Annotated in this window: 13 protein-coding genes; 4 read left to right on the top strand and 9 right to left on the bottom strand. The window is 49.4% G+C overall.

Features of this window, described 5'->3' with window-relative positions; genetic code table 11:
• On the bottom strand, positions 1–999 hold a 999-nt coding region (locus IPL17_RS21185; protein WP_345309080.1), incomplete at its 3' end, for a transposase.
• Positions 932–1,417, bottom strand: a complete 486-nt coding sequence (gene tnpA / locus IPL17_RS21180) for an IS200/IS605 family transposase (RefSeq protein ID WP_345309079.1) — start codon at positions 1,415–1,417, stop codon at positions 932–934. The genes IPL17_RS21185 and tnpA, both read right to left, overlap by 68 nt.
• Before the next feature lie 165 nt (positions 1,418–1,582).
• Here tnpA and IPL17_RS21175 point away from each other — a divergent pair, with 165 nt between their 5' ends.
• Positions 1,583–2,488, top strand: a complete 906-nt coding sequence (locus IPL17_RS21175) for a diguanylate cyclase (protein WP_345309078.1) — start codon at positions 1,583–1,585, stop codon at positions 2,486–2,488.
• Between the two features lie 4 nt (positions 2,489–2,492).
• Here the strand turns inward: IPL17_RS21175 and IPL17_RS21170 are convergent, their stop codons facing one another.
• The 3 genes from IPL17_RS21170 to IPL17_RS21160 all read right to left on the bottom strand — a co-directional run bounded on the left by IPL17_RS21170 (position 2,493) and on the right by IPL17_RS21160 (position 5,754).
• Entirely contained in the window at positions 2,493–2,804 is a 312-nt protein-coding gene (locus tag IPL17_RS21170) for an AzlD domain-containing protein (protein ID WP_345309077.1), read from the bottom strand.
• The gene (locus tag IPL17_RS21165; protein ID WP_345309076.1) at positions 2,801–3,502 is read right to left on the bottom strand and encodes an AzlC family ABC transporter permease; all 702 of its coding nucleotides are present in this window, start codon (positions 3,500–3,502) and stop codon (positions 2,801–2,803) included. The genes IPL17_RS21170 and IPL17_RS21165 overlap by 4 nt, the downstream gene beginning before the upstream one ends.
• Positions 3,503–3,603: 101 nt before the next feature.
• On the bottom strand, positions 3,604–5,754 hold the full coding sequence (locus IPL17_RS21160; protein ID WP_345309075.1) for a bi-domain-containing oxidoreductase: 2,151 nt from the start codon (positions 5,752–5,754) through the stop codon (positions 3,604–3,606).
• Positions 5,755–5,979: 225 nt separating this feature from the next.
• Between IPL17_RS21160 and IPL17_RS21155 the strand changes: the two genes are divergently transcribed.
• Entirely contained in the window at positions 5,980–7,806 is a 1,827-nt protein-coding gene (locus tag IPL17_RS21155) for an aldehyde ferredoxin oxidoreductase family protein (RefSeq protein WP_345309074.1), read from the top strand.
• A gap of 151 nt (positions 7,807–7,957) precedes the next feature.
• Here the strand turns inward: IPL17_RS21155 and IPL17_RS21150 are convergent, their stop codons facing one another.
• From IPL17_RS21150 to IPL17_RS21140, 3 genes are all read right to left on the bottom strand, one after another.
• Positions 7,958–8,215, bottom strand: a complete 258-nt coding sequence (locus IPL17_RS21150) for a DUF1952 domain-containing protein (protein ID WP_345309073.1) — start codon at positions 8,213–8,215, stop codon at positions 7,958–7,960.
• Between the two features lie 3 nt (positions 8,216–8,218).
• A complete protein-coding gene (locus IPL17_RS21145; protein WP_345309072.1) occupies positions 8,219–8,497 on the bottom strand; it encodes a ubiquitin-like small modifier protein 1 in 279 nt (92 codons plus the stop codon).
• 251 nt (positions 8,498–8,748) lie between these two features.
• Positions 8,749–10,017: a radical SAM protein gene (locus tag IPL17_RS21140; protein ID WP_345309071.1), complete on the bottom strand. Its 1,269-nt coding sequence runs from the start codon at positions 10,015–10,017 to the stop codon at positions 8,749–8,751.
• A gap of 153 nt (positions 10,018–10,170) precedes the next feature.
• Here IPL17_RS21140 and IPL17_RS21135 point away from each other — a divergent pair, with 153 nt between their 5' ends.
• A complete protein-coding gene (locus tag IPL17_RS21135) occupies positions 10,171–11,289 on the top strand; it encodes an aminopeptidase (RefSeq protein ID WP_345309070.1) in 1,119 nt (372 codons plus the stop codon).
• Between the two features lie 40 nt (positions 11,290–11,329).
• Here IPL17_RS21135 and IPL17_RS21130 read toward each other — a convergent pair whose 3' ends face one another.
• Complete coding sequence (locus IPL17_RS21130) at positions 11,330–12,439, bottom strand: ATP-dependent 6-phosphofructokinase (protein ID WP_345309069.1); 1,110 nt, start codon at positions 12,437–12,439, stop codon at positions 11,330–11,332.
• Positions 12,440–12,547: 108 nt separating this feature from the next.
• Between IPL17_RS21130 and IPL17_RS21125 the strand changes: the two genes are divergently transcribed.
• Positions 12,548–13,387, top strand: coding sequence for a DUF2085 domain-containing protein (locus IPL17_RS21125; protein WP_345309068.1), 840 nt, complete (start codon positions 12,548–12,550; stop codon positions 13,385–13,387).

The raw sequence follows: 13,387 nt of genomic DNA, 5'->3' as shown, positions 1-13,387 counted from the left end.
AGGACAATCATGGACACGAACCGACAGATCTTTTCGAACAACGGAACCACAGCCTGAGCATCGTTGCGAAGTACCGCGAGGATCAACCAATACGACTGCACGACCAGCCCATTCTGCCTTGTACGTGCAATACATGATCAACTGTCTCCACGAAGCATCCGAAATGCTTTTAGCAAGATTATGATTTTGGAGCATGTTCTTTATGGTGAGGTTCTCGAATATCAATGCGCCGTATGTGTTCACAAGTTGCCTGCTCAATTTATGGGCAAAGTCTTTTCGTCGGTTGGCCATGCGCTGATGGATGTGAGCAATGACCTTGCGGCGTTTGGGAGTTTTGTCTTTGTCCCATCGTCTTTGCACCCTCCCAAGTTCAACCTCATCACGGCGAAAGAAACGTGGATTGTCCACAGTCAGACCATTCGAGAGCGTTGCAAAGGTTGTCAGACCCACGTCAATTCCAACAGCAACATCGTTGTAGGGCAATGGAGCCGGTTCTACTTCACAAGCAAAACAGGCGTACCAATTCCCCACAGCGTCTCGTTGTATGTTCAAGGTCTTTATGCGTCCCTCGACGGGGCGGTGCTGGATTATTTTGATTGCTCCGATTTTGGAAACCATCACCCTATTATCCAGCAACTCAAACCCGGATTGCTTGAAGGTGAAGCTATCGTATCTGCCATAACTCTTGAAACGCGGATAACCAACTTTATCCGCGCCTTCCTTCACGCGGCGAAAGAAAGATTGAAAAGCAAGGTTAACTCGTTCTTGCACATTTTGCAAAACTTGAGAATGTACCTGCTTGAGTTCCGGGTATTCACCCTTCCACGAAGTCAGCATTTTATTTGTGTCATACAAGGATACGGATCGCTTCTCACCCTCCCACGCATTCTTGCGGATTGCAAGAGTAGTGTTATACACAAGCCTGCATAACTCAAGCGTTTGCGTCAACTTGCTTCTTTGACTCTTGGAGGGTTGAAGGCGAAACTTGTATGTTTTCATACCGAAGGGTATCCTGTACTACATCTTTTTGATTTTCAATGTACTGCTTGATTACCGCCAGTGGCGCACCACCCACAGTGGATATAAAATAACTATGGGTCCACAGAGTCGGGATTCTGCTTTTCAAAGCAGGGAACTGCTTGCGAAGCAAAGAAGAACTAAGACCTTTGACCCGCTTCACAAATTTATGGACACCGAATTGTGGATCAACTTCACAAAGCATGTGGACGTGATCGGGCAGTACTTCAAGTTCGATGATTTCACATTCCAATTCATCCGCGACTTGCTGAATGATTTCCTTCAATCGAATATCTATGCCATTCACAAGTACCTTGCGGAGATACTTCGGACAAAAAACAACATGGTACTTACAGGAGTAGAAAATATGACGATTGCTTTTATAAGTTTGTGCGCTCATAACAGCTATTATACAGCTAATCGCTGTATAATAAAAGCAAAACCGTTCCTTACATCTCCACTGCTAAAGCAGGGAGCTTTACGGAACATTTGGTAATATGCATGCGATTGAATTCATCCATTAAAACTTGACGAACACCCTGCTATAATAGGCAAAAGGTGCCCCATGAAAATATTGGTACTTGAAAACAACCCGCAGGAATTGGAAAAAATCAGGCAGATCCTGAATGAAAACAGGGACATATTAATTCCGCTCGAATCCAGTGAACAGATCTGGTCGCATTTACAATCTGAAGAATTTTGTTTTCTCATCGCCAATTGGGATACCAGCGATATTCGTCATTCACAATTTATAGCGCGTGCCCGCGCTGCCAAACCCACAGAATCGCTCTACATTATATTAATAACCACAAAGAGCTCCGACGAAGATCTCGCACCCAGCGGAGCAGACGATATCATCCAAAGCCCGTTCCGCGCCAGGGATCTAAATGACCGCATCACCATGGCGGAAAGAATTATTTCGCTTTCGAGGAGCCTCGCCTCTGCACGTGTTCAACTTGAAAACCAGGCGGTATTCGACACCCTGACAGGTTTCATGAACCAGCCTGCTTTCTTCAGACAATCTGCGGGTGAACTGGAGCGTGCGCGGCGCGAATCGGAGCCGTTGAGTTTGATCGCATTTGATGTAGATAACTTCAAGATCATTAACGACTCCTTTGGAGTCGCGACCGGTGATGAAGTCCTGCGCGTTGTTGCGCAAGTCATCCGCGAGAAAAGCCGCCCTTATGATTGCATTGGCCGCTGGATGGGCGATGAGTTTGTGATCTTGCTTTCCGGCGTGATCGGCGCAGACGCGGAGAAAATTGCAGAGAGGGTCATTGCCGGAGTACGCGGCACCATGATCGAGGTAAAAAATGAGGCGCCGCTAATGGTCAAGATCAGCGCGGGCATCGCATCAGCTTCCCGCATTACAGCATCCACTGAGATCGAACCGCTGATCCAACAGGCGCGGCAGGCTATGGCGCATGCAAAACAAGCCGGGGGAAATCAGGTATTTTTGGTCTTCGTTTAATATTTTATATTAACTGAAGGATCACCAAGGCCGCCATCCCAGCCAGGATGGTAAGTAATGTATTCTTTGTGTACCATGCCACCAAGACCGCAACGACTCCAGCTAGCATACGTGTATTGCCCAAACCTAAATCAAAATTACCCGACGAATAAAGTAACTCAGGAAAGATGATGGCAGATAGCACTGCGGGCGGAACATAATGCAGCGCTTTGCGCATCGTTTCCGGGACCTCGAACCTGCCGAACAAATAAATGAGAGAGAATCTCATCCCGAAGGTAAGCAACCCACCGATCAGCATAACCAGCCAGATATTCACAGCGCCCTCCTTGGGGATTTGGCATTCTCCAAAACAGTCCCGACAATGATCCCTGTTAGAGCGGCGAAAATGATACCCAATTTATAAGGCAGACCAAAAGTCAGTAATGCGACTACACCCGCTGAAACTGCCGCAGCAACCATAGGCCGATTCTTAAGAATGGGGACAACCATGGCTATAAATGTGAGTGGCAGCGCAAAATCAAGCGGCCATTCTTTTGGAATTGCCGCGCCAAGAAAGATCCCAAGCGCAGTACTGATCTGCCAGATAAACCATAATGAAAATCCCGCGCCTAATAAAAACCAATGGCCCACAGGTGTAATGCCTTCTTTTTCATAATTGAGAATGCTCGGCGCGTACGCTTCATCTGTAAGCAGATATGAAAGTAGTGCTTTCCACTTGAGTGAAAGGTTTTTCAAATACGGCGCAAGCGATGCACTGTATAACATGTGACGCAGATTCACAACTGCAATGGTCAGGATGATCACGAAACCGGGGGCGCTGTCATGCACAAGCTGCGCCGTGACAAACTGGGCTGACCCCGCAAAAACAATGGATGACATCAATTGGGATGCCAGAGTTGACAACCCCGCGTCAAGTGCGAGCGCGCCGTAGATCATACCAAAAGGAAATACGCTGATCAAAAGCGGCAATTCAGCGCGGACTCCATTTAAAAATGCTTTTCGTGATTCACTCATAAGATCTCCGTGATATTTTCGGCCTATTGTACTGCTTACATAAATAAAAAGAGCGAACCGTGATCGAATTCGCTCTTTTTGCACATTGATTTTGCTTGAGATTAAATTTCAATCAACTTAGTGTTTTGGATTGATTCGACTGCCGCAAATGTGGATTGGGTCACGCCCATGATTTGGTCATACGGAATGGGAGGAGCCCCCCCCTCGCGGATCGCGCGCGCGAAAGCCTGCATCTCGTTTCTCCAGCCTTTATCCTGCGCTGATAATTTTTCCACACTCCGCTTACCGTCTTTTACGATCGTCAACGACCTGTAATCATCCAGCACAGCGATCTGTCCTGCGCAGAAAACTTCCACACGTTCTTTCTGGAAGGATTTATCTCCGCTGGCAAGATAATCCACCACGCCAATTGAGCCATCGGGAAATGTAAAAGTCATGGATACATTATCCATGCGATATTTGCCATTATCGGGCAGAGCGTGCGCGGTCACTGAGACTGGCGCAGCGCCAACAAGGAATGTGATCAGGTCAATGAAATGACAGCCTTCACCAATGATCCGCCCGCCACCAAGATTTGCATCTTGTGTCCAATGATTAAGAGGAATATAACCCGCATTGACACGATAGTGAGCATGAAGAGGTTCGCTGCGATGTGAAAGGGAGGCAAAAAGTTTTAGTGCGAGAGGAGAGAAGCGACGATTGAAACCCACCGTTAATAGTGATTGGCTGTTAGCTTTTAGCTGTTTGTTAATTGCCAAAAGCTGGACGCTATTAATTGCCAATGGCTTCTCAACAAAGACATGTTTACCCGCTTTGAGCGCTTTGATGACCAGATCCGCATGTGTGTCGTGGCGGGTGAGGATCGCAACTGTATTGACGTTCGGGTCGTTGATGATCTCATCGTCACTGGAGGTGGCATATTGAAAGCCGTATTTCTTTCCCGAATGCTGGGCGTGAAGTCCGCCTGATGAGGCGATACCTATTAATTCGAAATCTTTATTGTTCTTGATAACAGGAAGCAAAGTTGAGTTGGCATATAGACCCGCGCCCAATACGCCAAGTTTTACATTATTTGAAGGATTGAAGGTTTGAGCGTTAAACCTGACGACCTTTGAACTTTCCAATTTTTCAACTGTTTCTGAATATGTAAGCAAAACTCCGAGGAAGGTTTCTTTCTTCTTTCCTGTGATCACATCATATGCTGTCGCGGCTTGTTCAATGGGGAAACGATGTGAAATAAGCGGAGCCACTTTCAACTTACCGCCTGCCATCAAATCCACTACAGATTGCAGGTTTCTGCCTTCCGTCCAGCGGACATAGCCAATGGGATAATCATTTCCATTTTCTTCGTAACTGGGGTCATAACGGCCAGGTCCATAGGAACGGGAATTGATCAATGAGATTTCTTTTTCGAAATAGATTTTTCTTGGAATGGTTAACCCGACCGCACCAGTGGCAACAACTTTAGCGCGGTCTCTGGCAATGACGCCCGCTAGTTCGATCGGGTCATTGGAGGATGTATCCGCGCAAATGATGATCGAGTCAAAGCCGCGATTGGCAGTGAATGCAACAGATGCTGATTCTGCATTTTGGCGTGTAACAGCTTCAAATCCAAGCGATGAAGCGAGCTTGATCCTCTTTGGGTCAAGGTCAATGCCGAGGACGTTGCATCCAGCCGCTGCCGCCAATTGAATCGTCAATAATCCCAACAGACCCAAGCCGATGATAGCTACATTTTCGCCAAGCTGAGGCTCTGCCAGACGAAATCCCTGCATTGCGATCGCACCCAAGGTTGTGAATGCGGCGGACTCAAAATCCACATTCTTTGGCAGCGGCGTGATCAGATTGCGCGGCACGATATTGTATTCTGCATGGACAGCATAGCCCGCACCCGCACACGCCACACGCTGACCAACTTTGAAGCCTTGCATATTTTTGCCAAGCGCAACAATGGTTCCCGCAGATGAATAGCCAAGGGTCATTGGTTGATCGAGGCGATTAAACGCAGCCTGCAACGTGGGCACAATCCCCTCACGGCGGGCTTTGTCAATAACCTGCTTGACAAGGTCCGGACGCGAGCGCGCCTTGCCGACCAAATTCTTTTCAGCGAATTCAACGATCATGCGTTCAGTGCCTGCGGAGACCAGAGAGGCCGCTATTTTAACGAGGGCCATACCTTCACGCGGTGTCGGCATGGGTACTTCTTCGATAGTTGTATTTCCGTTTTTAACGTTTTGGAGGAGTTGTTTCATTATGATGTACGACCTTCAAGCATGCTTAGTGCATGCTTTGGATTTTTTGATTGAGAAAGTATAACCCATATCAAGTATCGGGTTGAAAATAAAAGCAGGATGATAAAAGTCACCTTTACGGTTAAGTTTTTCCTTAATTATTGACTTCAAGAACTCCAAATGCTATTCTGAGTTACTGAAACAGCGTGTGGCTGTTTATTTTCGTTTGCAAAAAGGAGAAACATCATGGAACTTGGCGGTTATGCAAATCGGATCGGCTGGGTTGACCTCAGCGCAGGCAATGTGGAAGTAAAGCCTATCGCAGAGAGCGATGCCCGAAAATATATTGGTGGACGTGGGTTGGGTGTTAAATATGTTTACGACAATGGCCCCAAGGTAGACCCGCTCTCCCCCGAAAATATCCTCTGCTTTATGAACGGTCCGCTGACTGGCTCTGAAGCCAACATGAGCGGACGCATGGCGGTTGTAACCAAATCGCCTCTGACTGGAACGGTAACTGATTCTCACCATGGTGGCTGGTCTGCCGCCCGATTACGCTGGTCTGGCTTTGACGGACTCGTTTTTAAAGGCAAAGCCGCAAAACCGACCTATGCCTACATCCATGATGACAAGATCGAATTGATGGACGCCTCCGAAGTTTGGGGAAAGAACGTCCACGACACCATTAAACATTTCAAGGAAAAATACGGCGAGAAAGACCTCACCGTCATCACCATCGGCACCGCAGGCGAGAACCTCGTCAAGTTTGCGTGCTGGATGAACGAAAATGACCGCGCCTCTGGCCGCGGCGGTACCGGCGCAGTTGGCGGCTCCAAGAATCTCAAGGCTATTGTCATCAAGGCTGAGAAGAAGATCGTCAAAGCCGCGAACCGTGAAGAGTGGAAACCCGCTCACGACCGCGCTCTCAAGAACATCATGGCCGAAGAGAACATCACCAGCCCGCGTAAGGGTGGTCTCTCGGTCTATGGCACCAACGTTTTGATGAACATCACCAACAGCATTGGCGCCTTGCCCACCAAGAACAGTATGGTCACATCCTACGGCGAAAATGCCGAAAAGATCAGCGGTGAATACATCAACGCGAACCTGCTCGTTGACAACCCCACCTGTCACGCCTGCCCTGTGGCTTGCAAGAAGGAAGTGGAAGTCAAAGACGGCCCATACAAGGGTCTGCGCATGGAATCGGTGGAATACGAACCGGCTTGGTCAGTCGGCGCGAACGTCGGCAATAACGACGCCCGTCTCGTCGCCAAGATGATCGACCTCGCCAACGACTTCGGCTTTGATGCCATCGAAATCGGTCACCCGCTTTCGATCTGGATGGAAGCCAGCGAAAAGGGTTACACCAACGGCGACGGCAAACTCGCTTGGGGCGACCCCGATGGCATGACCAAAGCCGCTGAAATGATCGCCAAGCGCGAAGGCCTCGGCAACGTTATGGCTGATGGCGCAGAAGCTACCGCCAAACATTTCGGTCACCCCGAACTCGCCATGACCGTCAAGGGTCAGGGCATCCCCGCCTACGATCCGCGCGGTATGAAGGGCATGGGCCTCGGCTATGCCACATCCAACCGTGGCGCCTGCCATCTGCGCGCCTACGTTGCCGCCGCTGAATTGGGCGTTATGCCTTTCGGCTCACTCAAGGTCGATCCGCTGGCTTGGAAAGATAAGGGCGGACTCGTGAAAGTCTTCCAGGACATTCACGCCTTCTCCGACAGCATGGATCTGTGCAAATTCAGCGCCTTCGCCATGGGCACCGATGAATACGCCCAGCAATACTCTGCCATGGTCGGCGTGCCCTTCACTTCTGACGATGTCTTGAAGACTGGCGAGCGCATCTACAACCTCGAACGCCATTACAACAACCTCGCTGGTTTCGGCGCAGGCTCCGATATTCTTCCTGATCGCTTCACCAAGGAAGCCTCCACACAACCCGGCTCAGTCGGCCACGTTTGCGAGTTGGATGACATGCTCAAAGAGTACTACACCGCCCGCGGTTGGGATAACGGTGTCGTCAGCGAAGCCAAGCTGAAGGAATTGGAAATCGCGTAAGTTTGGTGATTGGTAATTAGTAATTGGTAAATAAAAGCGACGTGTCCAATTGGGCGCGTCGCTTTTGATTTAATTTCCGCTTCTCTCTTAATCTCGAAACTGATTCTATTTTCTCAAGCATTCCCCCGCCTCTGCCTTCCGCTTTCTGCACTTACCCTCCCGCCCTTAGAGTCTTTTTCGTGAACCGCTCCAGAAAATCATCAGCGACACGCTCTTCCAACTCCATCGTCAAACGAGATTGGCCGACAGATAATGAAAACAGGCGAAACGGTTCCATTTTTTCGATCTTCACACTCCAGCCATCCCCCTGGATCAAATCCTCGCCATGCAGGGTACCGCCAAGTTCCTGCAAGTATTCCTTGAGCAAATAATAAGGAATCCCTCGCATCTCGTGGATAATGGTCCGCATGGACTAACCGCCGCCCACAGGCGGGAAGATATCCACCTTGTCATCGGGTTGAATGATGGTGTCGAATTTATCAGGCAGGTACACCGCCTCACGCCCATTGATAAAAAACTTCATGTGCGGAAAGAATTGATCGTTCTCATCCAGCAATTCCTTGCGCATGGCCGGGTAATCCTTCACGAACATCAGCACCAGTTGAATGGCAGTCGTGTTCGGCGGGAGTTTCAACTCCACAGTCTTCTGTCCCACGATCGGGCGCAACGTAGCATAGAAATTAACTTTCATGATCGTCTCTTCCATCTTCTACACCTCCAATCCTCTAAAGAAATCCTTTGGCTCATATATTTTACCTTTAAGGTCATTCTTTAGAAGCTATTTCGTCAACTTACCTTACGCAATTTTTTTTCTACAAGGTAGGGGCGACCCGCCCAGCGAGAGCAATGTATCTTGACAAACCTTGAAGGGTCGCCCCTACTATGTAAATTAAAACAAAAAGCTCGGATCGTCAAATCCGAGCTTTTAAAACACAAACTATTTCATGGGCATTGAATAATGCCCTGCGCCCACAGACATCCGCCGCAGACAGGGGCGATGTCATTGCCGAGGCAATCCTCCACATTGGTTTCGGAGAGGTCGCATCCTCCGCAGAAAGTGCAGGGGGCGAAGCCGAAGTTGTGAAGGCGTTCGCGATATGCCAGGTAATCGGGATCAAGCCACAGGTCAGAAAGGAGGCGTTGGTTTACATTCCCAATGATGTGCTTTTGAGAGAGTCGCGGTTTGTTGTGCAGGTAGCTCATGTGGGTGTGCATCAACGGCCAGCACGGACTGACATCCCCCGTCCACGCAACGGACATGGTGCCGTTCTCCACGAAGTTGCAAACATCATTTGCGCCACCCCAGTTATTGCCTGCGTAGCTGATATTCAGTCCGCTATTGAAAACTTCAAAGAGCGCGTCTTTTGTGGTTTCGTCAAAATCCATTTTGGGCAGGCTGAGGCTTGGAAGATGCGGCGCCTGCAAATATGCGATGTCGCGCGTGGTGCGGTTATACAGGCGGTCGGCTTGCATATCTTCGGTGGCAGGTTGAAGATTGCTGACGGAGAAATATTTGGCACGCAGGGATTTTCCAATTTTGATGACTTGGGGCAGATCTGAAATATTGCGCTTCATCGCCACAAATGCAATGCCGATCTCCGGCGAGGGATAATGACCGGCGGCGCGCATTTTCACAAAACGCTCAAGGTTTTTGATAATGGTGGGAAGTTCCGCGCCGAGGCGTACATCCGCGTAGGTTTCTGGTGTTGCGCCATCGAGAGAAACCCAGAGCACATCCAGTCCTGTGTCAATTAATTCACGTGATTTCTTTTCAGTGAGGATCGTGCCATTGGTGATGAGTTCAACTTTTACACCGAGTTGTTTGATGCGTCGAATCCATTCGATGGTTTTGGGATGAAAGAGCGGCTCGCCAATTCCGCCGAAATATACATTGGGGATCGGATCCATTTGCTTGAGGCCGTTGAAGATGTTTTCGAAGGTTTCATCGCTCATGCGTCCCATGGGTTGATCCCATGCGTTGCGGAAACAGGTAATGCAATCGAGGTTGCAATCCACGGTCGGCTCGATATAGACCTTTGTGAGATGAGTGACCGGGCGGTGCATGCGGACAAAGTTGTGGCCTTCGTCGAGGCGCACCTTCGAGCCAGGATTCAGCCCATATTGGCGGGCAACTTCGGGCGGAAGAATGAGGCGCCCCTGTTCATCCACTTCCGCCCAGGCTGTTGTCGGTTTTTGAGATAAGACTTCCATGCATACTCCTTGCTTTTTCCATCAACAAATAATACTTATCATATCCACATTCCCTGATAAAGGATATGACAAAAGTTACATTTCCAAGCGGACAAAAAGCCCCAAAGCGATGGTGATATAATTTTTTAAAATTATCTTTTAAGGAGTTTTGCAGTGGCTGATTCTCGTATTTCTAAATTTGCCGATATTTTGGTACAACATTCCGCCCGCGTAGTCCCCGGTGACCGAGTTTTGATCGAAGCGACAACCGCAGCAGAACCGCTTGTGCGCGAACTCTATATCAAGATATTGGAAAAAGGCGGCAACCCCGTTCCTTTACTTCAATTGCCAGATACGTTTTTTCCCGGACATGAAGACCTGCTCGTTATGAAGGGCAGTGATGCGCAATTGGATTTTGTGCCGCCCTTCCAGAAGCTGGCGTACGATAATTTCGAATCGCGCATTCGTATTCACTCCTCGACCAATACCCGCTCGCAAACTAAAATGGATTCATCACGTTCACAGCGGCGCGGAAAAGCCACCAGCGTGATCACGGCCGCGCAGATGCAGCGCGGAGCAACAGGCGCATTCAAATGGGTCACGACCCTCTACCCCACCGAAGCATACGCGCAGGAAGCCGGTATGAGTTTGCAGCAATACGAGGATTTCGTTTTCAACTCAGTTCACGCCCATGAAGAAGACCCGATCAAATTCTGGAAGCAGGTGGAACAGGATCAACAAAAAGCCGTGGATTTCATGAAAGGAAAGAATCAGGTCATCCTGCGCGGGCCGAATGTTGACCTGACTTTATCGGTCAAAGGCCGCACCTTCATGAATTCGTTTGGAACATTCAACATGCCCGACGGCGAAATTTACACCGGTCCCGTTGAAGACTCTGTGAACGGCTGGGTGAAATTCACCTATCCCGCCATTTATGGCAGCGTCGCGGTCGAAGGCGCCGAGTTGACCTTCAGCAACGGGCGCGTGGAACAAGCCAAGGCTGACAAGAATCAAGACTACCTGCTCAAGATGCTTGAATCAGATGCCGGGTCACGCTATCTGGGTGAGTTCGCCATCGGCACGAACTTCGATATTGACACATTCAGTGGTCAAATTTTATTCGATGAAAAGATCGGCGGTTCCTTCCACATGGCGCTCGGAGCGGGCTACCCGGAAACTGGTTCTAAAAACAAGAGTGCGATCCACTGGGATATGATCTGCGACATGCGCAAAGATTCCGAGATCCTTGTTGATGGAGAATTGCTGTATAAGAACGGAAAGTTTGTGATCTAAATCGTTTAAGGTTGACAAGTTTAAAAGTTGGAAGGTTGGGCTAAAACTCAACCTTCTTTTTTGCCTTTGACTCATCGCCGAAAGAAATACCAATATTCCGCGCGGTGATGACAGCATCATCATCCATTTTCACACGTTTGGGAATTGAAGTAGCTTCCTCAAGAGGGATATCGGCAATTCTTCCACATCGCAAAGCAACCATGCGGTCAAACCCACCCTGCGCCGCAAGGCGGACAGCCGCCGCACCATACCGAGTTGCGAGTGAGCGATCAAACGAGGTCGGTGTTCCGCCTCTCTGCAGATGCCCCAAAACGGTCACGCGTGATTCGAAACCTTGATTCTCAATATATTCCCCAACCACCTGCCCGATCCCGCCCAGACGCGGCACGTATATTTCATCCCCTTTGCGGGAAAAGACCTGCCTACCTTCCAGCGATTTTGCGCCTTCTGATACTGCGAGGATGCTGAACTTGCGTCCCATCTCTGCACGCGCGCGGATCTTGTTCATGATGCTCTCAAATTTAAAGGGAATCTCCGGGATAAGAATCACATCCGCCCCGCCGGAGAGACCGGCCTGCAAAGCGATAAAGCCTGCATCACGTCCCATCAATTCAAGCACCATCGCGCGGTGATGCGACTCGGCCGTAGTATGCAAACGATCCAATGCCTCGGTGGCAATATTGAGCGCGGTATCAAAACCAAAGGTGACCTCCGTGCCGCCGATGTCATTGTCGATCGTCTTCGGGACACCGATCACAGGTGCTCCTTTTTGCCAAAGTTCATGCGCAATGCGCAGGGTTCCATCACCGCCGAGAACGAGCAAGGCATCCAGCTTTAATTTCTCGATCCCTTTTACGATCTCATTCGAAACATCAATGGTCACTTCCAGCCCATCCCGCATCACCTTACGCGCATACGGGTTGCCGCGATTGGCGGAACCAAGGATTGTTCCACCGCGCGGCAATATTCCGCGCACTTCTTCCAACCCCAAAGGCACAATACCGTCTGCATCGAGGAAGCCGTCGTAGCCGTTCCTGATGCCAAAAACTTCGCAATCGTACACACTGATAGCAGTCTTAACCGCTGCACGGATCACTGCATTCAACCCGGGCGCATCGCCTCCGCCTGTCAGGATCCCAAGTCGCTTCATCACGCACCTCCTGTGTATGGATTCATGTTTATGATACTCCATTCTCTTAACCAAAACATAATCCTACCTTTCTTGCAATTCAGACTCATCCCCCATATAATGTTAGCGATGAATACAAATCAGACATCGCATTTTCAGTTCATTATTAAATGGTTCGTACCCATTGCCGCGATCATTGCCTTTGCCGCATGGATGTATATTTCACCAGAAGGCGCGCTCGGCAAACTGGATGCGGTCGGTTACGCAGTCTGTCACCGCATTGATGAACGCTCCTTTCAAATTGGAGACCGCCAGCTTCCCTTGTGCGCGCGCTGCACAGGCGAATTCTACGCGGCGGGACTGGCACTCCTCTTTCAGGGGTTCGTCAGCGGGAAACGCAGTAAATTACCATCACGAGGCATCATCGCAGTCTTTGTACTATTCTTGCTCGCCTTTGGCATTGACGGCAGCAACTCCTATCTATATCTGCTCAAACAAACATCCCCCGGCAGACTGGATCAAATTCCCAATCTTTATATACCCAACCATATCTTGCGTCTTTTTACCGGCAGCGGAATGGGCATCGCGCTGGCGGCCGTGTTATATCCGATCGTCAACCAGACCCTATGGAAAGTACAGGATGACCGCCCTGCACTCGAATGGAAATCTTTCGGCATCCTGACCATCCTGATTGTCTGTATTAATCTATTAATCCTTGCAGATAGTCACATCGTTTTATATCCGATCGCTTATCTCAGCGCATTGGGGACCCTATCCCTGCTTGCGATCGTCTTTTCCATTTTGTGGATCATGATCATGCGGCAGGATAATACATTCGAATATCCAAAGCAACTTTGGCTTCCCCTTCTGGCTGGTTTTACTTTGGCGATGCTGATGATCCTCAGCATCGACCTGCTCCGCCTGCAGTTCACAGGAACGTGGAGCGGTTTCCCCGGATTAACTGGATAA

It is taken from the genome of Candidatus Villigracilis saccharophilus (assembly GCF_016711665.1).
This window is presented reverse-complemented; position numbering and strand designations above follow the sequence as displayed.

Excerpts from the sequence above, each read along its gene's own strand:
- tnpA (WP_345309079.1), bottom strand. The coding sequence starts at position 1,417 with ATGAGCGCACAAACTTATAAAAGCAATCGTCATATTTTCTACTCCTGT.
- IPL17_RS21175 (WP_345309078.1), top strand. The coding sequence starts at position 1,583 with ATGAAAATATTGGTACTTGAAAACAACCCGCAGGAATTGGAAAAAATC.
- IPL17_RS21165 (WP_345309076.1), bottom strand. The coding sequence starts at position 3,502 with ATGAGTGAATCACGAAAAGCATTTTTAAATGGAGTCCGCGCTGAATTG.
- IPL17_RS21160 (WP_345309075.1), bottom strand. The coding sequence starts at position 5,754 with ATGAAACAACTCCTCCAAAACGTTAAAAACGGAAATACAACTATCGAA.
- IPL17_RS21155 (WP_345309074.1), top strand. The coding sequence starts at position 5,980 with ATGGAACTTGGCGGTTATGCAAATCGGATCGGCTGGGTTGACCTCAGC.
- IPL17_RS21150 (WP_345309073.1), bottom strand. The coding sequence starts at position 8,215 with ATGCGGACCATTATCCACGAGATGCGAGGGATTCCTTATTATTTGCTC.
- IPL17_RS21145 (WP_345309072.1), bottom strand. The coding sequence starts at position 8,497 with ATGAAAGTTAATTTCTATGCTACGTTGCGCCCGATCGTGGGACAGAAG.
- IPL17_RS21140 (WP_345309071.1), bottom strand. The coding sequence starts at position 10,017 with ATGGAAGTCTTATCTCAAAAACCGACAACAGCCTGGGCGGAAGTGGAT.
- IPL17_RS21130 (WP_345309069.1), bottom strand. The coding sequence starts at position 12,439 with ATGAAGCGACTTGGGATCCTGACAGGCGGAGGCGATGCGCCCGGGTTG.
- IPL17_RS21125 (WP_345309068.1), top strand. The coding sequence starts at position 12,548 with ATGAATACAAATCAGACATCGCATTTTCAGTTCATTATTAAATGGTTC.